The organism is Erwinia sp. HDF1-3R, assembly GCF_039621855.1.
Taxonomy (GTDB): domain Bacteria; phylum Pseudomonadota; class Gammaproteobacteria; order Enterobacterales; family Enterobacteriaceae; genus Erwinia.
Map to the genome: position 1 here is coordinate 4,417,589 of NZ_CP155071.1, position 23,923 is coordinate 4,441,511.

23 protein-coding genes are annotated in these 23,923 nt (G+C 56.5%); 6 read left to right on the forward strand and 17 right to left on the reverse strand.

From position 1 onward, the window contains the following. The gene (locus AAGR22_RS20150; protein ID WP_067709888.1) at window positions 1-405 is read right to left on the reverse strand and encodes an OsmC family protein; all 405 of its coding nucleotides are present in this window, start codon (window positions 403-405) and stop codon (window positions 1-3) included. Window positions 406-713: 308 nt separating this feature from the next. Between AAGR22_RS20150 and crp the strand changes: the two genes are divergently transcribed. Both crp and AAGR22_RS20160 read left to right on the forward strand, forming a co-directional pair. Then, a complete protein-coding gene (gene crp / locus AAGR22_RS20155; RefSeq protein WP_000242758.1) occupies window positions 714-1,346 on the forward strand; it encodes a cAMP-activated global transcriptional regulator CRP in 633 nt (210 codons plus the stop codon). A gap of 58 nt (window positions 1,347-1,404) precedes the next feature. Further along, window positions 1,405-3,537, forward strand: a complete 2,133-nt coding sequence (locus AAGR22_RS20160) for a YccS/YhfK family putative transporter (protein WP_345829262.1) — start codon at window positions 1,405-1,407, stop codon at window positions 3,535-3,537. Window positions 3,538-3,619: 82 nt separating this feature from the next. Here AAGR22_RS20160 and AAGR22_RS20165 read toward each other — a convergent pair whose 3' ends face one another. From AAGR22_RS20165 to ppiA, 3 genes are all read right to left on the reverse strand, one after another. Next, the gene (locus tag AAGR22_RS20165; protein WP_345829263.1) at window positions 3,620-4,837 is read right to left on the reverse strand and encodes an aspartate aminotransferase family protein; all 1,218 of its coding nucleotides are present in this window, start codon (window positions 4,835-4,837) and stop codon (window positions 3,620-3,622) included. 83 nt (window positions 4,838-4,920) lie between these two features. Continuing rightward, window positions 4,921-5,496, reverse strand: a complete 576-nt coding sequence (locus AAGR22_RS20170) for an aminodeoxychorismate synthase component II (protein WP_067709885.1) — start codon at window positions 5,494-5,496, stop codon at window positions 4,921-4,923. A 154-nt stretch (window positions 5,497-5,650) separates the two neighbouring features. After that, complete coding sequence (ppiA, locus tag AAGR22_RS20175; protein ID WP_345829264.1) at window positions 5,651-6,223, reverse strand: peptidylprolyl isomerase A; 573 nt, start codon at window positions 6,221-6,223, stop codon at window positions 5,651-5,653. A gap of 272 nt (window positions 6,224-6,495) precedes the next feature. Here ppiA and tsgA point away from each other — a divergent pair, with 272 nt between their 5' ends. Beyond that, window positions 6,496-7,680, forward strand: coding sequence for an MFS transporter TsgA (gene tsgA / locus AAGR22_RS20180; RefSeq protein WP_067709883.1), 1,185 nt, complete (start codon window positions 6,496-6,498; stop codon window positions 7,678-7,680). 127 nt (window positions 7,681-7,807) lie between these two features. Here the strand turns inward: tsgA and AAGR22_RS20185 are convergent, their stop codons facing one another. Then, a complete protein-coding gene (locus AAGR22_RS20185; protein WP_345829265.1) occupies window positions 7,808-9,088 on the reverse strand; it encodes a cytosine deaminase in 1,281 nt (426 codons plus the stop codon). A gap of 250 nt (window positions 9,089-9,338) precedes the next feature. Between AAGR22_RS20185 and nirB the strand changes: the two genes are divergently transcribed. The 3 genes from nirB to cysG are packed head-to-tail and all read left to right on the forward strand — an operon-like array spanning window position 9,339 to window position 13,561. Further along, window positions 9,339-11,873 carry a nitrite reductase large subunit NirB gene (gene nirB, locus AAGR22_RS20190; RefSeq protein ID WP_345829267.1) on the forward strand — a complete coding sequence of 845 codons (2,535 nt, stop codon included), beginning with the start codon at window positions 9,339-9,341 and terminating at the stop codon, window positions 11,871-11,873. Then, on the forward strand, window positions 11,870-12,196 hold the full coding sequence (nirD, locus tag AAGR22_RS20195; protein ID WP_345829269.1) for a nitrite reductase small subunit NirD: 327 nt from the start codon (window positions 11,870-11,872) through the stop codon (window positions 12,194-12,196). Before nirB ends, nirD begins: the two co-directional genes overlap by 4 nt. After that, window positions 12,197-13,561 (forward strand): siroheme synthase CysG, encoded by a 1,365-nt coding sequence (cysG, locus tag AAGR22_RS20200; RefSeq protein WP_345829270.1) that lies wholly within the window; start codon window positions 12,197-12,199, stop codon window positions 13,559-13,561. Window positions 13,562-13,810: 249 nt separating this feature from the next. Here cysG and trpS read toward each other — a convergent pair whose 3' ends face one another. The 12 genes from trpS to pilM all read right to left on the reverse strand — a co-directional run bounded on the left by trpS (window position 13,811) and on the right by pilM (window position 23,850). After that, window positions 13,811-14,815, reverse strand: a complete 1,005-nt coding sequence (gene trpS / locus AAGR22_RS20205; protein WP_067709869.1) for a tryptophan--tRNA ligase — start codon at window positions 14,813-14,815, stop codon at window positions 13,811-13,813. A gap of 18 nt (window positions 14,816-14,833) precedes the next feature. Beyond that, a complete protein-coding gene (locus tag AAGR22_RS20210) occupies window positions 14,834-15,511 on the reverse strand; it encodes a phosphoglycolate phosphatase (protein ID WP_345829272.1) in 678 nt (225 codons plus the stop codon). Continuing rightward, the gene (rpe, locus tag AAGR22_RS20215) at window positions 15,495-16,181 is read right to left on the reverse strand and encodes a ribulose-phosphate 3-epimerase (RefSeq protein WP_067709866.1); all 687 of its coding nucleotides are present in this window, start codon (window positions 16,179-16,181) and stop codon (window positions 15,495-15,497) included. The genes AAGR22_RS20210 and rpe overlap by 17 nt, the downstream gene beginning before the upstream one ends. A 51-nt stretch (window positions 16,182-16,232) precedes the next feature. Then, window positions 16,233-17,051: an adenine-specific DNA-methyltransferase gene (gene dam, locus AAGR22_RS20220; protein WP_067709865.1), complete on the reverse strand. Its 819-nt coding sequence runs from the start codon at window positions 17,049-17,051 to the stop codon at window positions 16,233-16,235. Between the two features lie 123 nt (window positions 17,052-17,174). Continuing rightward, entirely contained in the window at window positions 17,175-18,251 is a 1,077-nt protein-coding gene (locus AAGR22_RS20225) for an SPOR domain-containing protein (protein ID WP_345829275.1), read from the reverse strand. A 94-nt stretch (window positions 18,252-18,345) separates the two neighbouring features. Then, window positions 18,346-19,440, reverse strand: a complete 1,095-nt coding sequence (gene aroB / locus AAGR22_RS20230) for a 3-dehydroquinate synthase (RefSeq protein ID WP_345829277.1) — start codon at window positions 19,438-19,440, stop codon at window positions 18,346-18,348. A 50-nt stretch (window positions 19,441-19,490) separates the two neighbouring features. Further along, window positions 19,491-20,012 (reverse strand): shikimate kinase AroK, encoded by a 522-nt coding sequence (gene aroK, locus AAGR22_RS20235; RefSeq protein ID WP_067709862.1) that lies wholly within the window; start codon window positions 20,010-20,012, stop codon window positions 19,491-19,493. A 389-nt stretch (window positions 20,013-20,401) separates the two neighbouring features. Further along, window positions 20,402-21,634 (reverse strand): DNA uptake porin HofQ, encoded by a 1,233-nt coding sequence (gene hofQ, locus AAGR22_RS20240; RefSeq protein WP_345831631.1) that lies wholly within the window; start codon window positions 21,632-21,634, stop codon window positions 20,402-20,404. Continuing rightward, complete coding sequence (locus AAGR22_RS20245) at window positions 21,594-21,989, reverse strand: hypothetical protein (RefSeq protein ID WP_345829280.1); 396 nt, start codon at window positions 21,987-21,989, stop codon at window positions 21,594-21,596. The genes hofQ and AAGR22_RS20245 overlap by 41 nt, the downstream gene beginning before the upstream one ends. Next, the gene (locus AAGR22_RS20250; protein WP_345829281.1) at window positions 21,979-22,485 is read right to left on the reverse strand and encodes a hypothetical protein; all 507 of its coding nucleotides are present in this window, start codon (window positions 22,483-22,485) and stop codon (window positions 21,979-21,981) included. Before AAGR22_RS20250 ends, AAGR22_RS20245 begins: the two co-directional genes overlap by 11 nt. After that, on the reverse strand, window positions 22,478-23,023 hold the full coding sequence (locus tag AAGR22_RS20255; RefSeq protein ID WP_345829283.1) for a PilN domain-containing protein: 546 nt from the start codon (window positions 23,021-23,023) through the stop codon (window positions 22,478-22,480). The genes AAGR22_RS20250 and AAGR22_RS20255 overlap by 8 nt, the downstream gene beginning before the upstream one ends. Further along, window positions 23,023-23,850 (reverse strand): pilus assembly protein PilM, encoded by an 828-nt coding sequence (gene pilM / locus AAGR22_RS20260; RefSeq protein ID WP_345829284.1) that lies wholly within the window; start codon window positions 23,848-23,850, stop codon window positions 23,023-23,025. The genes AAGR22_RS20255 and pilM overlap by 1 nt, the downstream gene beginning before the upstream one ends. Between the last annotated feature and the right edge of the window lie 73 nt (window positions 23,851-23,923).

A 23,923-nucleotide genomic window follows, 5' to 3' on the forward strand; every position in this document is an offset into this window, starting at 1 on the left:
TTAAATTTCGATCGCTTCAAAGCTGTGGGTGATTTCAACGCCTTTGCCCAGCATCAGGGCAACGGAGCAATACTTTTCTGCCGACAGGTCGACGGCGCGGGAAACGGCTTTCTCCTCCAGGCCCTTACCGCTGACAATAAAGTGCAGGTTGATATGGGTGAACAGACGGGGTGCTTCTTCCCGGCGTTCGGAAGTCAGTTTGACCTCGCAGTCAGCCACGTCATGGCGCCCCTTTTGCAGGATTGACACCACGTCGATGGCGCTACACCCGCCGGCCGCCATCAGCACCATTTCCATTGGGCTGGGTGCCTTATCGCCCGCATTGCCGTCCATTAAAATCTGGTGTCCAGATGAGGATTCTCCCAAAAAGGTGAGCCCTTCTACCCATTTAACACGTGCTTGCATAACAAATCCCTCTAAGTCATTCAGTTAACGCCAGATTACGCTTCGGCAACAAAAACGGCAATGCGACAATTTTCACACTATGCTGAAGCGAGACAACACAAGACACTCGTTCCAAGCTGTGCTACAAACAAAGCTGTAATAATTTCGTTCGTACTCTACAAGCATGACGAAACGGCACAACATAACGACCCAGGCCTGCGACAGGGTTCGGGATAATTTCCCTGAGGGGAAACGCGTCACTATTTCAACGCCTGACAGGGAACTCTGCCCCTGTGTTTAGGCATGATGACAACAGAGGATAATCGCGAATGGTTCTCGGCAAACCGCAAACAGACCCGACTCTTGAATGGTTCCTGTCACATTGCCATATTCATAAGTATCCATCCAAAAGCACGCTAATTCACCAGGGTGAGAAAGCGGAAACGCTTTACTACATCGTGAAAGGTTCAGTAGCGGTGCTCATTAAGGATGAGGAAGGCAAAGAGATGATCCTCTCTTACCTCAACCAGGGCGACTTTATCGGTGAACTTGGCCTGTTTGAAGAGGGTCAGGAGCGTAGCGCATGGGTCAGGGCGAAAACCGCCTGTGAAGTGGCTGAAATATCCTATAAGAAATTCCGTCAGCTTATTCAGGTTAACCCTGATATTCTGATGCGACTCTCTTCGCAGATGGCTCGTCGCCTGCAGGTGACGTCTGAGAAAGTGGGGAATTTAGCTTTCCTCGATGTGACGGGTCGCATCGCGCAGACGCTACTGAATCTGGCTAAGCAGCCGGATGCAATGACTCACCCGGATGGGATGCAGATCAAAATCACCCGCCAGGAAATTGGTCAGATTGTGGGCTGCTCGCGCGAAACCGTGGGCCGCATACTCAAAATGCTGGAAGATCAGAATCTGATCTCCGCACACGGTAAAACTATCGTAGTTTATGGCACGCGCTAACCGGCTCTGATCCCCCCGGCGCAACCTCCCGTTGCGCCTTTTTTATTGGTATGGAGCGATGTGGCGCAGACTGATTTATCATCCTGAGGTTAACTATGCCCTGCGTCAGACGCTGGTGCTCTGTTTACCAGTAGCGATTGGATGGCTGTTGGGCGATCTGCAAAAGGGACTGCTGTTCTCCCTGGTACCCGCATGCTGCAATAACGCCGGTCTGGATACGCCGCATAAGCGCTTTTTCAAACGCCTTATCGTGGGCGGAAGCCTGTTTGCCTTTAGTAGCTTTCTGATCCAGTACCTGGGTGAGCACAGCGTTCCCCTGCCTGCGATTCTGTTTGCTATGGCAATGCTGCTGGGCGTCACGGGTGAAATCAGCCCACTGCATGCCAGGCTGCTGCCCGGATCGCTTATCGCCGCCATCTTCACCCTGAGTCTGGCCGGTCGCATGCCGATATGGGAGCCGCCCCTGCTCTACGTGCTGGGGACGATCTGGTACGGGGTGTTCAACTGGTTCTGGTTCTGGCTGTGGAAAGAGCAGCCGATGCGCGAAACCCTCAGCCTGCTATACCGCGAGCTGGCCGACTATTGTGAAGCCAAATATACCCTGCTCACCCGTCTGACCGATCCTGAAAAAGCCCTGCCGCCGCTGCTGGCCCGCCAGCAAAAAGCCGTCGATCTGATCGGCATCTGCTATCAGCAGATGCATATGCTGGCCGCCAACCGCGACAGCCATCATAAACGTCTCATCCGCGCGTTTCAGGTCGCACTGGATTTGCAGGAGCATATCTCCGTCAGCCTGCATCAGCCTGAAGAGGTGCAGAAGCTGGTCGAAAAAAGCCATGCTGAAGCGGTCATTCGCTGGAACGCGCAAACCATCGCCGCTCGACTGCGGGAGCTGGCCGATGATATTCTCTACCACCGGCTGCCGGAGCGCTTTGTGATGGACAAGCCGCTCGGCGCACTTGAAAAAATCGCCCGTCGAAGCCGGGATAATCCGGTGGGACAGTTCTGCTACTACCACTTCAGCCGTATTGCGCGCGTCCTGCGCACGCAGCGCCCTTTATATCAGCGCGACCTGATGGCCGATCGCCAGCGCCGCCTGCCGCTGCTGGCCGCCTGCAAAAGCTATCTGTCGCTGAAGTCTGCCGCCCTGCGCACCGCCGCCCGCTTTGCCGTGATGCTCACCTTCGCCAGTACCCTGGCGATGTTTTTCGACCTGCCCAAGCCCTACTGGATCCTGATGACGGTGATGTTTGTCAGCCAGAATGGCTACAGCGCCACCCGCGTACGCATCCAGCACCGTGCACTCGGTACGCTGGCCGGGTTGATTATCGCCGCCGTCGCCCTGCGCCTCCACGCGCCTGAGGCGATGGTGCTGTCGATAATGCTGGTTATCACGCTGGTCAGCTACCTGGTTATCCGCAAGTTCTATGGCTGGGCGATGATTGGTTTTACCGTCACCGCCGTGTACTCGCTACAGTTGCTCTCGCTGAACGGCGCTGACTTCCTGCTGCCGCGGCTGATGGATACGCTGATGGGATGCATGATTGCCTTTGGCGGCATGATTTGGCTGTGGCCCCAGTGGCAAAGCGGGCTGCTGCGGCAAAATGCCCACGACGCGCTGGGCACCTACCAGGATGCGCTGCAAATGCTGCTTGGCAGCGAGCAGAATCCGGTCAGGCTGGCTTACCAGCGTATGCGCGCCAACCAGGCGCATAATGCGGTGTTCAACTCGCTTAATCAGGCCATGCAGGAACCGGGGTTTGATTCAAACTATCTGGCAGACATGAAGCTGTGGGTGACGCACAGTCAGTTTATTGTCGAGCATATCAACGCGATGACCATCCTCGCCCGTGAACATACGATGCTTACACCGGCGCTGGCCGAGCGCTACCTGCAAAGCTGTGAAATCGCCCTTCAGCGCTGCCAGCAGCGGCTGGAGTATGATGGTCCCGGCTCGGATACTAACGTGCTGGAGGATGTACAGGGAGAGTTTGAACAGGGACCGATAACGATTCTGGAGCGACACCTGAGGCAGATACTCGATCACCTCAGGATTATGCATACCATCTCTTCGCTGGCCTGGCGCGACAGACCCCATCATGGACGCTGGCTGTCGCGCCGCTTAAAAAAAGCGCCTGAAACGAAAGGCAGCAAGCACAGAGAGAAGCGGGAGGAGAGCAGGCAAGCATAACGCGGGGTTTTCAGCCATCCAATAATCTCCCTTCATGCTTCATGCTTCATGCTTCATGCTTCATGCTTCATGCTTCATGCCGTCAGAATAGCGCTGTTTCTACCGCCCTGGCAAAGCGGGCCATGCCCTCTTCAATATCGGCAGGCTCAATCACCAGCGAAGGCGCAAAGCGCAGCACGTCCGTTCCCGCGTTAAGGACCATCACCCCTTCATCCGCTGCGGCATGAAGAATATCCCGCGCCTTACCGGCATGCTCCGGCCTGAGTGCGGCCCCGATCAGCAGCCCCTTGCCCCGGATATCACTGAAGACCGGCCGCCTGGCGTCCAGCGCGGTTAGCGCCGCAACAAATTGCTCGCGACGCGCTTCCACACCGCTCAGCACCGATTCGGTGTTGATGATATCCAGCGCGGCCTCTGCCACGGCGCAGGCCAGCGGATTACCGCCATAGGTGGTGCCATGGACGCCCGGCGACATGGTTGACGCTATCTCATCGGTGGTGAGCATCGCGCTGACCGGGAAGCCGCCGCCCAGGGCTTTGGCAGTGGTGAGGATATCAGGCACCACGCCATAGTGCTCACAGGCAAACAGCTTGCCGCTGCGGCCCATGCCGCTCTGCACTTCATCCAGCACCAGCAGCGCCTGATGTTTATCGCACAGTTCGCGCAGCCCCTGCATAAATGCCTGGGTAGCGGGCATCACTCCGCCCTCGCCCTGGATCGGTTCCACTACGATAGCGCAGGTATGGTCGTCAATGACCGCTTTCACCGCAGCGAGATCGTTAAAGGGAACATGGACGATATCGGCAGGTTTAGGCCCGAAGCCATCGGAATATTTCGGCTGCCCGCCGACGGACACGGTGAACAGCGTGCGACCATGAAAGGCGTTGTGAAAGGCGATAATTTTACTTTTATAGGGCGAATGGCGTTTGGCAGCATAGTAGCGCGCCAGCTTAAAGGCGGCTTCATTGGCTTCCGCACCGGAGTTAGCAAAAAAGACGCGGTCGGCAAAGGTGGCGGCAATCAGCTTGCTGGCCAGACGCAGCGCAGGCTCGTTGGTGTAGACATTGCTGGTGTGCCACAGGGTCTCGCCCTGGGTTTTTAACGCCTCAACCAGCGCAGGGTGGCAGTGGCCCAGCGCGGTCACCGCGATACCACCGGAAAAATCGATATACTCTTTGCCCTGTTGATCCCAGACGCGGCTGCCTTTGCCCCTGACCGGCACAAACTGCGCGGGTGCATAAACAGGCAAAATAACCTCATCAAACGTCGCGCGCGTTACCGCTGATTTGTCCGCTGCCATCGGTGACCCCATTTGTTTCGTTGCATGAAAGTGAAATATTAGTCACAAAATATGCATAAAAAACCACTCAAAGGCAACTTAATTTACGGCTTAAGGAAATTCTCCAGCAGCTGATGCCCCTGCTCGCTAAGAATGCTTTCCGGATGGAATTGCACCCCTTCCAGCCGCAGCTCACGATGGCGAAGCCCCATAATCTCATCGGGCTGGCCGTTGCGCAGCGTCCAGGCCGTGACTTCAAACTCTGTGGGTAGCGATGCCTGCTCAACAATCAGTGAATGGTAGCGCGTGACGGTCAGGGGATGATTCAGTCCGGCAAACACGCCGCCGTCACGGTGTTCAACCGGTGACGTTTTGCCGTGCATCACCTGGCGGGCGCGAACAACCCGGCCACCAAACGCCTGGGCAATGGCCTGATGCCCCAGGCAGACGCCTAAGATCGGTATCCTGCCGGCAAAATGACGAATAGCCGCCAGGGAAATACCCGCTTCGTTGGGCGTACAGGGCCCGGGAGAGATAACCAGATGCTGCGGACGCAGCGCGTCAATTTGCGCTAACGTCATCGCATCATTGCGCTGGACACACACGTCCACCCCCAGCTCGCAGAAATACTGGTAGAGATTCCAGGTGAAAGAGTCGTAATTATCAATAAGCAGCAGCATGGAGGCTCCGGGCCGGATGAAGACGCCGCTATTCTACGCATTTTCCCCCTGTCCGTTTATCACTTTGCTCTGGATAGCAAAACGCGGCCTGAAGGCCGCGCTTACCGCCCTGAGAGCGCGGGCGGGAAGGAACGCAGAACGCAGGTCGAAACCGTTAAGGCAGCACTTTAGCTGAAAGGATAACGACAGGCTTAACCGGGACATTCTGATAAGGGCCGACGTTCTGTGACTGAACCTGGGAAATTTTGTCTGCCACATCCTGACCTTTAACGACTTTACCAAATACCGCGTAGCCAAAGTCACGCTGACCATGATCGAGAAAAGCGTTATCGGCAACGTTGATAAAGAACTGGCTGGTGGCGCTGTCTTTGTCAGCGGTGCGGGCCATGGAGACGGTACCGCGTTTGTTCAGCAGGCCATTATCCGCTTCGTTTTTAATCGGCGCTCTGGTGGGCTTTTGCTGCATATCGGTGGTAAAGCCGCCGCCCTGCACCATAAAGCCAGGGATCACGCGATGAAAAAGCGTGTTGTTATAGAAGCCGCTGTTAACGTAGTCGACAAAGTTCTTCGTCGAGGCGGGTGCCTTCTGATTATTCAGTTCAAGTTCAATATTTCCCGCTGAGGTCGTCAGCAGAACATGGGTATCCCCTTTCGCAGCCAGTGCAGATACGGAAAGTGAGGAGAGTGCCAGTACGGTAGCGACGGCTGCCAAAGTGCGTTTTAACATGGAAAATTCCTTTCTGAGGGCGGTGGTCAGAAAAACAAAATTGATTGTAAAGAGGCGGTTAGTTACGCGCCAGCGTTTTACTTTTATTTACGTGCGAAATGTCACTGCGCAACCGTTTTCCTCTGAGGCGTGGAGTGATATTCATCACGGATCCAATGAATATGAAAATAAATGTTTCATTATTGATTTAAGCCGATCACGAATATCGCTACACTTCCGAAAATTACGTCGTTTTTGCGTACCAGGATCTTTTTAACATGCAGGCTCCCACTATGACTAATCGCGATCGAATCGGTCTCACCTGGATCAGCTTTTTTTCCTATGCGCTTACCGGCGCGGTAGTAATTGTCACCGGTATGGTACTGGAAAATATTGCTGATTACTTTCATCTCCCCGTTGCGCAGATGAGCAACACCTTTACCTTCCTTAATGCGGGCATTCTCGCGGCGGTGTTTCTCAACGCCTGGCTGATGGAGATTATCCCGCTGAAGCGTCAGCTGATGTTCGGCTTTGTGCTGATGGTGCTGGCGGTGCTGGGGCTGATGAACAGTCACAGCCTGGGCATATTCTCGCTCTGTATGTTTGTGCTGGGCGTGGTGAGCGGGATTACGATGTCCATCGGGACATTCCTCATCACCCATCTGTATGAAGGGCGTCAGCGCGGATCGCGCCTGCTGTTTACCGACTCCTTCTTCAGCATGGCCGGAACCATCTTCCCGATTATTGCTGCCGCTATTCTGGCGCGGTCGCTTCCCTGGTACTGGGTTTATGCCTGTATCGGCGTCATTTACGTCGCGATCTTTATTCTGGCGCTCTGCTTCGAGTTTCCGGTGCTGGGCAAAAAATCCGCGAATCACCAGACGGTTGAAAAAGAGAAATGGGGTATCGGCGTGCTGTTCCTGTCGATTGCCGCCCTCTGCTATATCCTGGGCCAGCTGGGCTTTATCGGCTGGGTGCCGCAGTATGCCACCAAAAGCATGGGGATGGACATTACACAGGCGGGTGGTCTGGTCGGTAACTTCTGGACGTCATACATGATAGGCATGTGGATTTTCAGCGCCATACTGCGCTTCTTTGACCCGCAGCGTATTCTGACCGTGCTGGCGCTGGCGGCTACGCTGCTGATGTACTGGTTTGTCAGCAGCGAGAATGCCGCAATGCTGAAGTGGATAATGATCAGCCTGGGCTTCTTCTCCAGCGCAATCTATACCACCATCATTACCCTCGGCTCTCTGCAAACCCGGGTCTCCTCACCTAAGCTGGTCAACTTCATCCTGACCTGCGGCACCGTCGGAACCATGCTGACCTTCGTCGTGACCGGTCCAATTGTTGAGAAAGGCGGCGCGCATGCGGCGCTGCTAACCGCTAACGGTCTCTATGCGGTGGTATTTGTGATGTGCCTGCTGCTGGGCTTTGTTAGCAAGCATAAGCAGCACCCGCACACCGGTTCCCACTGATAATAAACCCCTGGCAGGCCGCAAGGCTTGCCAGTTCAGTCACCCACACCGTTAGCGCGATCGACGATGCGCTCAGCATCGGAAATCCACACGATTACCGACGATGCTCAGCGACTATCGACGATGCTCAGCGACGGAAATCCACCTGCTCACTCTCCCCGAGGTGAATCGTGGTCTGTGCCGGCTGCGTTTCAGCAATGACTTTTCCCTGTCGAATGGAATAGCGTACCGCAACCTGACGACGCAGTGCGTCAAAGCCACTCTCTGCCGGGAGGATCACCATATTGGCACTGTTACCGCTTTGAATACCATAATCCTTCAGCTGTAGCGTTCTGGCGCTGTTATGGGTAATGAGATTGATACCGGCATCAATTTGCGCGTAGCCCATAAGCTGACAGACGTGCAGTCCCATATGCAGCACCTGGAGCATGTTGGCGGTTCCCAGCGGATACCAGGGGTCAAACACATCATCGTGCCCGAAGCAGACGTTAATATCGGCCTCCAGCATCTCCTTCACCCGCGTAATGCCGCGGCGCTTCGGATAGCTATCAAAGCGGCCCTGCAAATGGATATTCACCAGCGGATTGGCGACGAAATTGATGCCTGACAGCTTCAGCAGGCGGAACAGGCGCGAAGTATAGGCACCATTGTAGGAGTGCATCGCGGTGGTATGACTGGCCGTCACCCTCTCCCCCATCTTCTCCTTAAGCGCCAGTGCCGCAACGGTTTCGACGAAGCGGGACTGCTCATCGTCGATTTCATCGCAGTGAACATCCACCATGCGCTGATACTTTTGTGCCAGCGCGAAGGTTTTATGCAGTGACTCCACGCCATATTCACGGGTGAACTCGAAGTGAGGAATGGCACCCACCACATCTGCCCCCAGTCGCAGGGCCTCCTCAAGCAGCGCCTCGCCGTTGGGATAGGAGAGAATGCCTTCCTGAGGGAAAGCCACAATCTGAATATCCACCCAGGGGGCCATCTCCTGCCTGACCTCAAGCATCGCCTTCAGTGCGGTGAGGCTGGGATCCGAGACATCGACGTGGGTGCGGACATGCTGGATACCGTTGGCGATCTGCCACTTTAGCGTCTGAAGCGCGCGCTGTTTGACATCCTCATGGCTCAGCAGCGCCTTTCGCTCCGCCCAGCGTTCAATCCCCTCAAACAGCGTACCTGACTGATTCCAGGCAGGTTCTCCCGCCGTTTGCGTGGTATCAAGATGAATGTGGGGTTCGATAAAGGGGGGGAAAGCCAGCCCGCCTTCGGCATCCAGCGCTTCCGGATGCGGGGCACATCGGGCCTGCGGCGCAATACGTGCAATGTTGCCGTCCTGAATTTCGATTTGCCAGAGTCCATCGCGCCAGGGCAGTCGGACATGGTTTATTCTTTTCAAATTAACAGCCTGCATTGATGTACTCCCGGGGTCAGCAATCACAGTTTTAACCCTATCACTGATTCCACACTATGCACAGCCAGCGTTCGCCCCACCCTCGCAGGGAAGTCACATAAACCCGAAGGATTCCGCTAACTTATAAAAAAACCCATCAAATCATTGGCATACCTATTAAGAGGTATTTGGAAAACGGATTGATATGCATCAATAAGCGCGCTTTTTAGCACGCTAAGGTAGCGGCATTCGTTTGCAATGTGAGGCAAAAATGCGCACCCGACTCGTCATCATTGGCAACGGCATGGTTGGCCACCGCCTGATTGAAGCGCTGGCAGAGAAAGCCGCACCAGGCCAGTTTGCTATTACCGTTTTTTGTGAAGAACCCTGGGTCGCTTACGATCGGGTCCATCTCTCAGCCTATTTCACCCATCATACCGTTGACGCGCTGTCGCTGGTTCGCGAAGGGTTTTACCAGCAGCACGATATTGACCTGCTGCTGGAGGAGTGCGTCATCCAGATTGACCGTGAAAGGAAAATCGTCCGTTCCAGCGCAGGCCGCGAAGTGCACTACGATAAGCTGGTGCTGGCGACCGGATCCCGCCCCTGGGTTCCGCCAATACAGGGAGCCAGCGGCAAAAACTGTTACGTCTACCGTACTATCGACGATCTGAATGCCATTGAGGCGCGCGCCCGCCAAAGTCAGCACGGTGCCGTCGTGGGCGGTGGCCTGCTGGGGCTGGAAGCGGCGGGTGCTCTGCGTGATCTCGGGATTGAAACCCATGTGATTGAGTATGCGCCGGTGCTAATGGCCGAGCAGCTCGATCCCCTCGGGGGCGCACTGCTGCGCGAAAAAATTGAGGCGATGGGCGTTCACGTTCATACCGGCAAAAGTACCCGCGAGATCCTTGATACGCCAGCAGGCGGCAAAAGGCTGCTATTCGGTGACGACAGCGCGCTGGAGGTGGATTTTATCGTCTTCTCTACCGGTATTCGCCCGCAGGACGCGCTGGCCAAAAGCTGTGATTTGGCGCTGGCACCGCGCGGCGGCTTTATGATTGACGACCAGTGCGTCACCTCCGATGGCGATATTTATGCCATTGGCGAATGTGCCGCCTGGCAGGGTCGGGCCTTTGGCCTTGTTGCGCCCGGCTATAAAATGGCGCAGGTGGTTTGTGAAGGCTTGCTGGGCAACAGCAGCGCTTTTACCGGCGCGGACATGAGCGCGAAGCTGAAGCTCCTGGGCGTTGAAGTGGGGGGGATTGGCGATACGCGCGGACGGACGGAAGGCGCAAGAAGCTATATCTGGCTTGATGAACATCAGCAAATCTATAAGCGACTGGTGGTCAGCGCGGATAACAAAACGCTGCTCGGGGCGGTGTTGGTGGGAGATACCGCCGACTATGGCAATCTGCTTCAGCTAATGCTTAATGGCATTCCCCTACCGGAAAATCCTGCGGCGCTGATCCTGCCAGCCGGGGCGGGCGATAAACCGGCTACCGGGGTGGAATCACTGCCGGACACGGCACAAATTTGCTCCTGCTTTGACGTGACTAAAGGCGCGCTGGTACAGGCCGTTAAGCGGGGCTGTCATACCCTTGCCGCGCTCAAGGCGGAAACCAAAGCGGGGAGCGGCTGCGGTGGCTGTGTGCCGCTAATTACTCAGGTGCTAAATGCCGAACTGAGCCAGCAGGGGATCGCGGTCAGTCATCACCTTTGCGAGCATTTCCCCTACTCCCGGCAGGAACTTTACCACCTGATTCGCCTGGAGGAGATCAGGACCTTCGGGCAGCTGCTGGCCAGCCACGGCAGCGGTTACGGCTGCGAGATATGTAAACCAACGGTCGCATCACTGCTGGCGTCATGCTGGAATGAATACGTGCTCACTCCGCAGCACACGCCGCTCCAGGACAGTAACGATATCTTCCTCGCCAACATCCAGAAGGATGGGACCTATTCGGTGATCCCGCGCTCCCCGGGGGGCGAAATCACGCCTGAGGGGCTGATCGCCATCGGCGAAATTGGCCGACGCTACCGCCTCTACAGCAAAATTACCGGCTCGCAGCGTATCGGTCTGTTCGGCGCACAAAAGGACGATCTGCCCGCCATCTGGTCTGAACTGATTGCCGCCGGGTTTGAAACCGGCCACGCCTACGCTAAGGCCCTGCGCATGGCGAAAACCTGCGTTGGCAACAGCTGGTGCCGCTTTGGCGTTGGCGACAGCGTCAGCCTCGGCGTAGAACTGGAAAACCGCTATAAGGGCATTCGTACGCCGCATAAAATGAAGTTTGGCGTCTCGGGCTGCACCCGCGAGTGCGCCGAGGCGCAGGCCAAAGACGTGGGGATCATTGCCACCGAGAAGGGCTGGAACCTCTATCTCTGCGGGAACGGCGGTATGAAGCCACGCCATGCTGATTTGCTGGCAGCCGATCTGGATAGCGCCACGCTCATCCGCTATCTCGACCGTTTTATGCTGTTCTATATCCGCACCGCCGATAAATTACAGCGTACCTCCCTGTGGCTGGAGAGCCTTGAGGGTGGGATCGACTACCTGAAACAGGTGATTATCCACGACAGCCTGGGGCTTAATGCCCAGCTGGAAGCCGAAATGAGCCAGCTACGTGCCGGTTTCCGCTGTGAATGGAAAGAAACGGTCGACGATGTCAGCCAGCATAGCCGCTTCGCACACTTTATCAATGATGGCAGCCGTGACCCGCTGGTTCAGGTCATCGCCGAACGTGACCAGCACCGGCCGGCGCGGGCGGAAGAGCGCTTGCCGGTCAGGGTTCTGGAGGAAAAGCTATGAGTAAGTGGCACCGCATTTGTGAACTGGAACAAATTCTCCCCGCAACTGGCGTCTGCGCGCGGGTCGGCGAGCAACAGATCGCCCTCTTTCGTCCCCGCCCGGACGATGAGGTTTTCGCCCTCAGCAACATTGATCCCTTTGCCAACGCCAGCGTACTGTCACGCGGCATTATCGCTGAACACCAGCAGGCGCTGTGGGTAGCCAGCCCGCTTAAGAAGCAGCGGTTCCGGCTGAGTGATGGCCTCTGTATGGAAGATGAAAGCCGCTCAATTGCGTCATGGCCCGCCCGCGTGCGTGATGGCTTCGTCGAGGTCGCCGTCTGAATGGATTATTTTCCCCTTTTTTGCCAGCTTCGCGGCAGGGGCTGCCTGCTGGTGGGCGGCGGTGAGGTCGCCGAACGGAAAGCCCGACTCCTGTTGAAGGCCGGTGCCGACCTGCGGGTCTGCGCCCCCGCCTTCTCCCCACAATTTCACCACTGGCAGCAGGCGGGCAAACTAAGGCTTATAGAAGGCGCCTTCACGCCTGCCATGCTGGATGACTGCTGGCTGGCCATTGCTGCAACCGACAGCGCCGGCGTTAATCAACGGGTGAACGCCAGCGCAGAAAGCAGACGGATATTCTGCAACGTTGTTGACGCGCCCGATCAGGCCAGCGCCATTATGCCCTCCGTGGTCGATCGTTCGCCGCTGATGATTGCGATCTCCAGCGGCGGACGCGCACCGGTGATGGCCCGCCTGCTGCGTGAAAAAATTGAATCTCTGCTGCCCCAGCATCTGGGGAAAATAGCAGATCATGCCGGTTTGCTTCGCCAGCGGGTTAAACGGCAGTTCAGTGAGATGGGGCAGCGCAGACGCTTCTGGGAGAAGCTTTTCAGCCATAACAGGCTGGCGCAGTCGCTGGCAAGCGGCGACGCATCCTGCACGGAACAGCTCACCGAGGCACTTTTTCAGCAGCAGCCGGAGCACCGGGGCGAAGTGGTGCTGGTGGGCGCAGGCCCGGGAGACGCAGGCTTACTGACGCTGAAAGGCCTGCAACAGATCCAGCAGGCGGATATCGTGGTCTACGACCGACTGGTCTCAGAGGGAGTCCTTGAGCTTATCAGGCGCGATGCGGAACGCCTGTTTGTAGGCAAACGCGCGGGCAGCCACTGCGTTCCACAGGAAGAAATTAATCTGCTACTGGTACAACTGGCGCAGCAGGGCAAGCGGGTGGTCCGCCTGAAGGGCGGCGACCCCTTTATATTTGGCCGCGGTGCCGAGGAACTGGAGGCACTGCGGCAGGCGAATATCCCCTTTTCCGTGGTGCCCGGTATTACCGCCGCCTCAGGCTGTTCCGCCTATAGCGGCATTCCCCTTACCCACCGTGACCTTGCACAAAGCGTCCGGCTGATTACCGGCCACGTGCAGGCTGACGGCACGCTGGACTGGCATAATCTGGCCGCGGGTCAGCAGACCCTGGTGTTTTATATGGGGCTGTCTCAGGCAGGAGAGATCCGCCAGCGACTGATCGAAAACGGGATGGCGGCGGCTATGCCGGTGGCGCTGGTGGAAAACGGGACGTCTCCTCAGCAGCGCGTCATCAGCGGGTTGCTATCTGAACTGGACTCACTGGCCTGCCGCGTTAGCAGCCCCGCGCTGATTATCGTGGGTGAGGTCGTCAGTTTGCGCGAAAGGCTCAGCTGGTTTTAGCCGCCAGGTCGCCTGCTTATACCGCGTGGGAAATGTTCATACGCATGCGGGAGAGGACCAGCCTGCACAAACTGTGCGACAGAAATTTATACCTACGCGTGAGAAGTTCAGCCTGCACACACTGCGCGGCAGATATTTATACATACGCGTGAGAGGTTCAGCCTGCACAAAATACGCGGGGGATTGAGAAGATACGCAGGGGGAGGACTGGCCAGCAGCGTGCATTCTGCTGCTGGCCGGAGGGCAGGATTATGGCTGAGCAACAAAGCCGACGGCTTCATATACCTTCTTCAGCGTTTCCTGCGCCTGCGCCCGGGCTTTCGCCGCGCCGTCACGCATAATCTGTTCCAGCAGGGCTTCGTCATTGCGGAACTCATGGTATCGCGCCTGGAGATCGCCAAGCATCTCTGAAACGGCATCAGCCACGGCGCCCTTCAGGTGGCCGTACATCTGGCCTGCAAACTGCTGTTCAAGCTCGGGGATGCTCTTACCGGTTACGCCGGACAGGATGTCCAGCAGGTTAGAAACGCCCGCCTTGTTTTTCACGTCATAGCGCACCACCGGCGGCTCATCGCCGTCGGTCATCGCACGTTTAATCTTCTTCACAACCGACTTAGGATCTTCCAGCAGACCGATGACGTTGTTGCGATTATCGTCAGATTTAGACATCTTTTTAGTCGGCTCGAGCAGCGACATCACGCGCGCGCCAGAAGTCGGAATAAACGGCTCAGGTACCCGGAAAACGTCGCCGTAAAGCGCATTAAAACGTGAGGCAACATCGCGGCTCAGCTCGAGATGCTGCTTCTGATCTTCCCCGACCGGCACCTGCGCGGTCTGATAAAGCAGAATATCGGCGGCCATCAGCACCGGATAGTCAAACAGTCCGGCGTTGATATTTTCTTCGTAGCGCGTCGACTTATCCTTAAACTGGGTCATGCGACTAAGCTCGCCAAAATAGGTGTAGCAGTTCAGGATCCAGCTCAACTGAGTGTGTTCAGGGACGTGTGACTGCACAAAAATAGTGCTTTTTTTCGGGTCGATACCGCAGGCGAGGTAAAGCGCCAGCGTGTCCAGAGTCGCCTTACGCAGCGCGGCCGGATCCTGCCTGACGGTGATGGCGTGTAAATCGACAATGCAGTAGATACAGTGGTAGTCGTCCTGCATATTGACCCACTGACGCAGCGCCCCCATATAGTTACCGATGGTCAGTTCGCCGGAAGGCTGTGCGCCGCTAAATACGATGGGTTTGCTCATGTTTTTTCGTCCTGATAATTACAGCCCTAGCGTGGGCAACAAATCGTTAAAATGGTCAAGTACCACGGTAGGATGCGCGGTTGCTATCGGCTCGCCGTAGTTGTAGCCCCAGGTCATGCCAACGCTGGGACACCCGGCGGCCTGGGCTGCGTGAATATCGTTGCGTGAATCGCCAATAAAGACCAGTTCCTCAGGCAACAGGCCAAACTTGCCTAGCACCAGAAACAGCGGGGCCGGATGCGGTTTTTTCACCGCAACATCGTCACCGCCAATAATCAGGCTAAAGTAGTCAGCAATGCCGAGCGACGTCAGTAGGGGCTTAACAAATGGCGTCGGCTTATTCGTCACGATCGCCATCGGCAGGCCTTTTTCCGCCAGCGCGGCCAGGCCCTCTTTCACGCCGGGGAACAGCTTACTGCCGCTCTCAATGGTCGTGGCATAGTGCCTGTCGAGCAGAACGCGCGCGTCGGCAATGACGGCGCTTTCCGGCTGATGCCCCAGCGCCCAGGTTAATGCGCGCTCAATCAGCACATCGGCCCCGTTACCAATCCACGTGGACACCCTTTCCACGCCCGCGGCGGGTAAATTAAGTGCAGTCAGCGCAGCGTCAACCGCGTAGGCAAGTCCGGGAGCACTGTCCGTCAGCGTCCCGTCCAGATCAAAGGCCAGCGCGCGAACGTTAGTGAAATGAGCCATGACGTGATTTCTCCAGTTCGTTACGCATGTTATCAATGACTTTTTTGTAATCCGGCTGACCAAAAATGGCCGATCCGGCAACAAACATATCCGCGCCCGCCGCAGCGATCTCAGCAATGTTTTCAACCTTTACGCCACCGTCGACTTCCAGCCGAATGTCATAGCCGCTTTGATCGATCAGGCGGCGTACCTGCCGCAGCTTATTCAGCGTACCGGGGATAAAGGACTGGCCACCGAAACCCGGATTGACCGACATCAGCAAAATGACGTCGACTTTATCCATAACATAATCAAGGTAGCTGAGCGGCGTGGCCGGATTGAACACCAGCCCGGCTTTACAGCCGTGCTCTTTAATCAGTTGCAGAGAACGATCGAGGTGCTCGGAAGCTTCAGGATGGAAGGTGATATAGCTGGCACCGGCATTAGCAAAATCCGGGATCAGACGATCGACCGGCTTCACCATCATATGCACGTCGATAGGGGCCGTGATACCGTAATCGCGCAGCGCTTTCAGCACCATGGGTCCCATAGTCAGGTTGGGCACGTAATGGTTATCCATCACATCGAAATGCACAACGTCTCCACCGGCTGCCAGCACTTTCGCCGTGTCTTCACCCAGGCGGGCAAAATCGGCAGACAGAATTGAGGGGGCGAGTAAAAACTGTTTCATCCGTTTCTCCCATTTCACGCGCCCGTTGGCAGGCACGTACAGCAGTTAAGGTCAGCCGCTGACAAACAGCGCCAGCAGTTCATCCACTTGATTACGACCGGCGCCATTGCGGCTAATCGATCGCCGGGCCTTGATTTTATGCAGCTCGGCGGCCTGATACCAAAGTCTGGTCATTGGAGTATCGTGATTAGAGATCAGTACTGGAATACGGCTCTCAAAAGATAGCTTATTGGCCAGCTCCGCCAGATGTGCCTGCTGCTGCATGCTGAAGCTGTTGGTGTGATAAGCGGTAAAGTTCGCCGTGGCCGACAGCGGCGCATAAGGAGGATCGCAGTACACCACCGAACCCTGAGGCGCCCGACTAAGAGTAACATCGTACGATTCACAGACAAAGGTCGCATTTTGCGCACGCTCTGAAAACCAGTAGAGCTCATCCTCGGGGAAATAGGGTTTGCGATAGCGGCCAAAGGGCACGTTAAACTCGCCGCTCAGATTATAGCGGCACAGCCCGTTGTAGCAGTGTCGATTCAGATACAAAAACAACACGCCACGGCGATAGGGATCCTGACAGCGGTTAAACTCCAGACGACGTGCATAGTAGAATTCAGCATCGTTTGATTCAGGGGTAAACAGCTGGCGGGCATCGGCGACAAATTCACCCGCACGAGTTTTGACGATATCGTAGAGGTTAATCAGGTCGCTGTTGATATCGGCCAGGATATAGCGCGGAAAGTGGGTGTTAAGGAATACGGATCCCGCACCGACAAAAGGCTCAACCAGACAGTCTCCGTCGGGGAGATGACGTTGTATATCATCAAGAAGCGGGAATTTTCCCCCCGCCCATTTTAAAAAAGCGCGATTTTTTTTCATGCCGTCGTTTATTACAATTACTCTTCTGGCTGCGGTTACACCGACAGCATATCTGCGCTTTAATTCATCAGCGCGCATCTCTGCGCGCTGACTCACTTCAACTTAAAATCGGGTATCCCGAGGCTAATTCTGCGACTCTTTCTTCACCTGACTCACCGGCTTGACCCAGGGGTTACCGGCGCGCACCTCGGCTGGCAGTGAAGATACTGCCCGTTTAGCTTCCGCTGGTGTGGCATATGAGCCGCTGACCAGGACAAACCACGGCTGACCGTTACGCGTCGTTTTATAGACGTGGTAGCCGCTGAGATTCTGCTTTTTCGCCCAGGCATTCAACGAATCGGCGCGTGATGCGCTGCTCAGCTGAAGCGTATAGTTGCCGCCAGGCGTTGACGTTGAGGCTGCCGGATGCGCTGCGGTCGCCTTAGGCGTTTCCGAAACGCTATGACGCGGCGCCGCCTCGTGCGGCTTACTCTCTCTGGCAACCGGTTTGCTTTCTGGCCGGTGATGCACTGCCGCAGGTTTGTTTACATGCGTCGGTACATGACGTGGCTGAGCGGGCTGGCTCACGGCCGGGTGCGAGACCTGGCCGCCAGCGACCGTAGCCGCTGTGGTTGGCAGAGAGCTACCGTTGTTCTGCGAATCCTGCGTCGCGGCATCCACCTGGCCCTGCTGATTCGCCAGGGCGCTGTTGAGATCGCCCGGCAGCTCTACACGCTGCTGGTTTGGTGGCGTTTGCGTCTGTTGTGCCTGCGTGGGCGTTGAAGAGACCGGCGGTGCGCTGATCTCCTGTGGTCCGTTGGCTGTCGCTGGCTGACCCGGGGCTACCGCCGCATTGCTGTCCGCTGCACTGGTGTTAGCCGCACTGGTGTTTGCTGCATCGGGCGCAGGCGTGCCAGACTGGCCGCTCATGGAGGAAGAGCCCGAGAGGTCGATGTTTTTATCCCCGCCGCTGCCCGGGGTGCCAGGCTGCGATCCTGATGTCGCTGGCTGCTGCGCATGCTGATTGCCGCCCTCTTTAGGCGAGTTCAGGGCAGATCCAATGCCAATCACCAGCAGCAGTAAAACCAGAATACCGATCCCCATCATCATATGCTGACGTGAAACCGGTGCCTTAGGGGCGGCAGATCGTTTGCGAGACCGCTGCGTGGGGCGGTCGCTGGTGTCAGGCTTTAGTTCGTCTTCCGGTTTAAACTCGTCCATATAACCTCCTCCAGTAGCGCGGCGACGCGGTTCACTACCCTATGAACGGCGATAAACTTAAATATCACGTCGGGTCGAAACCCAGTCAAACTCTTCAGATAGCTGAATTCTGACAATCATTAATCGCAGCAAGAACCCGATCGTGGCTCACTCCACTGCGCACTTCCGCACGGCCTAAAGCCAGCGGTAGCACCAGACGAAGTTCACCCGCCAGCACTTTCTTATCACGTAGCATATGTGGCATATAGTCGGTAGTCGCCATGCTCTCCGGCCCCGTTACCGGCAGGCCGGCACGACTGAGCAGAGCAATGATCCGGTCGGTATCTGCAGTGGAAAACTGACCCAGGCGCTCTGCGGTGCGGGCGGCCATAACCATCCCGGCGGCAACGGCTTCACCGTGCAACCAGTTACCGTAGCCCATATGGGCTTCGATGGCATGTCCAAAGGTATGTCCGAGGTTGAGCAAGGCACGCTGTCCGTGCTCATGTTCGTCGGCGGCCACCACCTCTGCTTTTAGCTCACAGCAGCGGCGGATACAGTAAGCCAGCGCCCTGCTGTTCAGCGTCAGCAGCGCATCCAGGTTTTCTTCAAGCCAGTTGAAAAACTCAGCGTCAAGAATAATGCCGTATTTGATAACTTCGGCCAGGCCTGATGCCAGCTCACGCGGCGGCAGGCTGCGCAGGCAGTCGATATCAATAACAACGGAAGCCGGCTGATAAAAAGCGCCGATCATATTTTTGCCGAGCGGGTGATTGACGGCGGTTTTGCCGCCAACAGAGGAGTCGACCTGAGAGAGCAGCGTGGTCGGAACCTGAATAAAGCGAACGCCGCGCTGATAGCTGGCAGCCGCAAAACCGGTCAGATCGCCAATCACTCCGCCGCCCAGGGCAATCAAAGTGGAATCACGCCCGTGGTTTTTTTCCAGCAGCGCGGTGAATACCTGATCCATCACTGCCAGCGTTTTGTACTGTTCGCCATCGGGGAGAATAACCTGATCCACCTTTACGCCAGCCTTTTCAAGCAGGTTACACAGCGGGGCAAGATAGCGCGGAGCCAGCGTCTGATTGGTGACGACCATAGCCCTGTCGCCCGCCTGCAGCGGCCAAAAGGAAGCCGGATTGGTAAACAATCCAGCATCAATGGTAATGGGGTAACTTCGCTCCCCCAAAGTGACGGTAATCTTCTCCATGAAGCGGTATCACCTTTTTACTTTGGCCCGCGAACGGGTTTAAGCCGTCTTCAGCTTTTTTCCAACATATTGATAATCTGATTCGCGACCACTTTGGCGCTCTGGTCATCGGTACGAATCGTCACGTCAGCAATCTCGTCATAAAGCGGATTGCGTTCGTTAGCCAGCTCTTCCAGCACTTCACGCGGCGGAGACTCCACCTGCAGTAAGGGCCGTTTCTTATCACGCTGCGTACGGGCAAGCTGCTTTTCGATGGTTGTTTCCAGATACACCACTACGCCGCGAGCAGAAAGCCGATTGCGCGTTTCGCGTGATTTAACTGAACCGCCACCGGTAGCCAGCACAATGCCCTGCTTCTCAGTCAGTTCGTTGATGATTTTTTCTTCGCGATCGCGGAAGCCTTCTTCGCCTTCGACGTCGAACACCCAGCCCACATCCGCTCCGGTACGTCGCTCAATTTCTTGATCGGAATCGAAAAATTCCATATTGAGTTGCTGAGCTAACTGACGCCCAATAGTGCTTTTGCCGGCACCCATAGGCCCAACCAGAAAGATATTGCGTTTCTCTGCCATTTTTTCGGTATTACTAAGACAATTCGTTAATGATACCCCGTCCAACCGGACAGGACATGAACTGAAACCTCATGAGCGATAGTGCGAGAGTCAGAAGAAAATTATCTCAACACTGAAGGTGTTTTGGCAACCGATTAAATTGACCTTGCCCATTGCGTACTCATTGTTACGCGTTCAGTCCGCTTCATTTATCAGCCCGATGTCACTGCATCGGCTACGCCGGTTGCGCACGATAAAAAACGGGTTAAATGCATTCTCTCAAGCCAAAACCAGGCCCATAAATCAAAAATCGCTAAACCTTGTAAGCTAATTCGGCTCTTGCGTCAAACGCATATGATACCAATCAGGGAAAAAAGCACCTGGCTCCTCAGTTTGGTACAAAAAAAGCATTACTCGTCACGAATCAACTTCGGTGTGATAAAGATCACTAATTCTCGCCGCTTTTGTTCAGTGGAATCGTAACGGAACAGAGAGCCTAACACAGGGATGCTTCCCATTAACGGAACTTTCCGCTGCCCCTTCAAACTGTGTTGCTGAAAAATGCCCCCTAAAGCCAGGGTCTGCCCGTCCCGGAGCGTAACCTGGGTCTGTATCTCCTGCTTATCAATCGCCAGATACTCCCCCTCACCACTGCGCATCATACTCCCCGGCACGTTCTGACTGATGTGTAGCTTGAGTAAAATCCGACCGTTTGGCTGTACGACTGGCGTGACCTCCATCCCCAGTACCGCTTCTTTAAACTCAACGGTGGTACTACCATTGCTCCCGCTGGAGACTTCATAGGGTATTTCAGTGCCCTGTTTAATGCTGGCGGGCTGCTGATGGGAGGTCAGCAAGCGCGGGCTGGCGATGATTTCCACCTTATTCTCCTGCTCAAGCGCACTGAGCTCCAGATCTAAAAGCCTGCCGTTCAGACGGGCAACGGTAAAGCCTGCCGCGATGGCCGGGTTGGTCACGGCCAGATCGACTCTCAGCTGGCTGGCGCGAAGCGCGCTATTTATCTTCTCTTCACCGCTCATGCCCCAACGTACTCCCAGCTCGCGCAGGCTCTCTTCGCTGATGGTCACGATATGTGCTGAAAGCTCGACCTGCTCCAGCGGCTGATCGAGCGCCCTGACCCAGCGGCGCGTCAAGTCCAGCGCTGCCTGCGTATCACGCAGTAGCAGGCTGTTAGTACGTAAATCTACCGTCACGCTGCCGCGCGGCGTCATCAGTTTGTCGCGACCTGCCTGCAAACTGTTATTTACCACCGTGGCATCGGCATGCAGCAACGCGAGCGACAGCGTCTCCAGCGGCAGCGCACTCTGTGCCTCTGCCTGACGCGCTTTCTGCCGCTGATAATTATCCTGCAGCCAGCTTTCCGGATAAACCAGCAGCACATTATCCTCTGTCTCTACGGTTAGCTTATTCATTTTCACCACCAGCGCCAGTGCCTGCTGCCAGGGCACATCCTGTAGTCGAAGCGAAACGACCCCCTCTACGCCAGGTGCCACCATCAGGTTCAGTTTTTGCCAGTCGGCCAGCGCCTGCAACACCTGCGCGATGGGCGCCCGATCAAAAGCCAGCGAGAGCGTATCCGGTTCAGCGTAAAGCGGCCTGCATAACAGGAGTAGCAGGATCATCTGCCATTTCATAAAGTCGTCCTTTTAGTTTGACTTCCCTCGGCGGCAAACACCCAGGCACCGGAGTGACGGTAATACTCAACGCGCTAACCGCGTCCAGGTGCCAGTGCTGATCCAGCCGCTCATCCGGCGTTCGCACCACCCATCGTTCGGGGTTAAAAACCAGCCACGCGCGGTAGTCCCCCTCACGGCCAATGATACCGCCCAGCTGCCAGTGCTGAGGCGGCGCAGGCAGTGACCGGCAGGCATCGCTGCCCACGGGAACAAAGGGATCGCGCGCGGCATGACCCGATGAGAGAAACAGGATCAGTAGCGACAATGCCCGTAGCGTGGTATGCAGCACATTATTCTGCATCGTTAAGTACCAGCCCCAGGTGGAATAGTAGCCGCTCTTCCTCAGGCTTCAGGGTGAAATGCGGCAGCTCAGCGGCCCCGGGCAGGCCGCTTAAATAGGCCAGTACCTTTTGTACCTGCGGCCAGCTAAGGCTGAGCACCAGCGCAGCGCCGGTGGCATCGGGCTGCCATAGCCGCAGCTCACCTCCCGCCATTTCCAACAGTGCAACCAGTGAAAAGCGTCGGTCTGGTTCGACCGGCAGCAGGGCAGCCTCGAGCTGGGAAATGTTCGCCTCCAGCAGGTTCAGCGACCCGCTGCTGGCAATGCTGCGCAGAATCGTAGGGTAACGCCGCGTCTCTTTCCGCTGTTGAGCCGCCAGCGCGGCACTCTGACGATCGGCAGGTGCCCTATAGCCCCGGTCTGTCGCGATGGATAATCCCCCTGCCAGCAGTAAAAACAGCATCAGGCGATAGTGCCAGGGCAGGGTAATCCAGCGGAAGAGCAGCGTATTACTCATCGACAGGCGGCTTATCTGGCAGCACGGCCAGCAGGCTGAACTGTATCCGGCCGCTGTCATCCCGACGAAGACTCTGCGTACCAACCCGGCGGAAGAGATCTAAAGCCTGTAACCGTTGACGAAAGGCATCTACTTCACGCGGTTCCCGACAGAAGCCCATCAGCACCAGCGTATCCAGCGTTTTACTCAGTCCGCTCAGCCAGAGTTCATCAGGCATCGCGTCGGGCAGATTGCGCAGAAAATCATACCAGCGCGATATCTGCTGCTGCTTTTGCTGCCGGGCAGCGAGGCGCAGCGCCAGCGACTGCTTATACTGAACGCGAGCCGCCGTGCGCGTTTGTAACTCAGTAGCCTGCTGATTCGCCCGGTGCCAGAGAGCTACCGTTTTCTCATGCCGGAGGTTCTCTGCACGTTTTCCGGCAATGGTCAGAGCAAAGAAAACCTCTATGAGCATCAGCATAGCCAGTAGGCAGCCCTCGCGCCGTAGCCGCTTTCTGTCGCGCTGCGCACGCCAGGGCAGTAAATTGACCCAGCTCATTAGCTATCCTCCGGCCTCAGCGCCAGCCCCGCCGCAAGGCTAAACGCACCCGGGTAAACGGGCAGCGGCGCCTGTTTAAGGGGGATCGCATCCAGGGGATTAAGCCACTTAGCGCCATCAGGCAGCGCATCCTGCTCCACCGTGCTGTAATAAAAAGCGGCCTCCTGCGCAAAATGACGTGTCCGGAGCGCACTGAAGTCATTGGCCTCTTCGCGCGAACACCATCCCCAGCGCTGCCCTGCACGCTGGGGCGCAAACCATAGCCAGTGATCGGCCAGTCGATGAATCAGGGTCACGGCGGGATCGAGTGACAGCGTTTGCGACAGCGCAAAAAGCGCGGACGGCGATAGCTCCATGACCTGAGGCGTAAGCCGCGCCTGTTCAAGGCAGTCCAGCCAGTTTTGCAGCGCCTCACGCCGGGCAGCGGTGACGCAGAACTGTGACGCGCTGCCCGTCGGCTGCCGGTAATCCAACGCCAGCTTTTCCAGCTCAATTGGGAAAAATCGACTGGCCGCTGCGGTAATATAGCTGCTACGCTCTGGTTCGCGTAGCTGGACAGGCGGCAGGTCAATATGGCGCTGTAGCACCAGCTGGGGCGGGAATCCTACACGCAGAGAAATATGGTAAGGAAGCTGTCTGCGCCAGCGTTGCAGGAGAGCGATAACCGCCTGCGGACGTTGCAGCAGCCCGTGGGTTAACGTATCTTGCGGCAGAGCATGTTGCCACCAGTGACGAAGTTGCCAGCCGTTGCGACGGCGCTGAATGCCGAGGGCGCAAAGCTGCCCGTTCTGAATATCCAGGCCGACTTGCCATGTCTGAAATGCCATCAGGCGCGATCTCCATATCGTCAGTGATTAAAAGGACGTATCCAAGCTTCTGGCTTGCCTTTATACTACCGCG

Excerpts from the sequence above, each read along its gene's own strand:
- AAGR22_RS20170 (WP_067709885.1), bottom strand. The coding sequence starts at position 5,496 with ATGCTGCTGCTTATTGATAATTACGACTCTTTCACCTGGAATCTCTAC.
- rpe (WP_067709866.1), bottom strand. The coding sequence starts at position 16,181 with ATGAAACAGTTTTTACTCGCCCCCTCAATTCTGTCTGCCGATTTTGCC.
- dam (WP_067709865.1), bottom strand. The coding sequence starts at position 17,051 with ATGAAAAAAAATCGCGCTTTTTTAAAATGGGCGGGGGGAAAATTCCCG.
- nirD (WP_345829269.1), top strand. The coding sequence starts at position 11,870 with ATGAGTAAGTGGCACCGCATTTGTGAACTGGAACAAATTCTCCCCGCA.
- ppiA (WP_345829264.1), bottom strand. The coding sequence starts at position 6,223 with ATGTTAAAACGCACTTTGGCAGCCGTCGCTACCGTACTGGCACTCTCC.
- tsgA (WP_067709883.1), top strand. The coding sequence starts at position 6,496 with ATGACTAATCGCGATCGAATCGGTCTCACCTGGATCAGCTTTTTTTCC.
- AAGR22_RS20185 (WP_345829265.1), bottom strand. The coding sequence starts at position 9,088 with ATGCAGGCTGTTAATTTGAAAAGAATAAACCATGTCCGACTGCCCTGG.
- AAGR22_RS20250 (WP_345829281.1), bottom strand. The coding sequence starts at position 22,485 with ATGAGTAATACGCTGCTCTTCCGCTGGATTACCCTGCCCTGGCACTAT.
- hofQ (WP_345831631.1), bottom strand. The coding sequence starts at position 21,634 with ATGATCCTGCTACTCCTGTTATGCAGGCCGCTTTACGCTGAACCGGAT.
- AAGR22_RS20160 (WP_345829262.1), top strand. The coding sequence starts at position 1,405 with ATGTGGCGCAGACTGATTTATCATCCTGAGGTTAACTATGCCCTGCGT.
- cysG (WP_345829270.1), top strand. The coding sequence starts at position 12,197 with ATGGATTATTTTCCCCTTTTTTGCCAGCTTCGCGGCAGGGGCTGCCTG.
- AAGR22_RS20150 (WP_067709888.1), bottom strand. The coding sequence starts at position 405 with ATGCAAGCACGTGTTAAATGGGTAGAAGGGCTCACCTTTTTGGGAGAA.
- AAGR22_RS20210 (WP_345829272.1), bottom strand. The coding sequence starts at position 15,511 with ATGGCTCATTTCACTAACGTTCGCGCGCTGGCCTTTGATCTGGACGGG.
- crp (WP_000242758.1), top strand. The coding sequence starts at position 714 with ATGGTTCTCGGCAAACCGCAAACAGACCCGACTCTTGAATGGTTCCTG.
- pilM (WP_345829284.1), bottom strand. The coding sequence starts at position 23,850 with ATGGCATTTCAGACATGGCAAGTCGGCCTGGATATTCAGAACGGGCAG.
- aroK (WP_067709862.1), bottom strand. The coding sequence starts at position 20,012 with ATGGCAGAGAAACGCAATATCTTTCTGGTTGGGCCTATGGGTGCCGGC.
- AAGR22_RS20245 (WP_345829280.1), bottom strand. The coding sequence starts at position 21,989 with ATGCAGAATAATGTGCTGCATACCACGCTACGGGCATTGTCGCTACTG.
- AAGR22_RS20255 (WP_345829283.1), bottom strand. The coding sequence starts at position 23,023 with ATGAGCTGGGTCAATTTACTGCCCTGGCGTGCGCAGCGCGACAGAAAG.
- trpS (WP_067709869.1), bottom strand. The coding sequence starts at position 14,815 with ATGAGCAAACCCATCGTATTTAGCGGCGCACAGCCTTCCGGCGAACTG.
- nirB (WP_345829267.1), top strand. The coding sequence starts at position 9,339 with ATGCGCACCCGACTCGTCATCATTGGCAACGGCATGGTTGGCCACCGC.
- AAGR22_RS20225 (WP_345829275.1), bottom strand. The coding sequence starts at position 18,251 with ATGGACGAGTTTAAACCGGAAGACGAACTAAAGCCTGACACCAGCGAC.
- aroB (WP_345829277.1), bottom strand. The coding sequence starts at position 19,440 with ATGGAGAAGATTACCGTCACTTTGGGGGAGCGAAGTTACCCCATTACC.
- AAGR22_RS20165 (WP_345829263.1), bottom strand. The coding sequence starts at position 4,837 with ATGGCAGCGGACAAATCAGCGGTAACGCGCGCGACGTTTGATGAGGTT.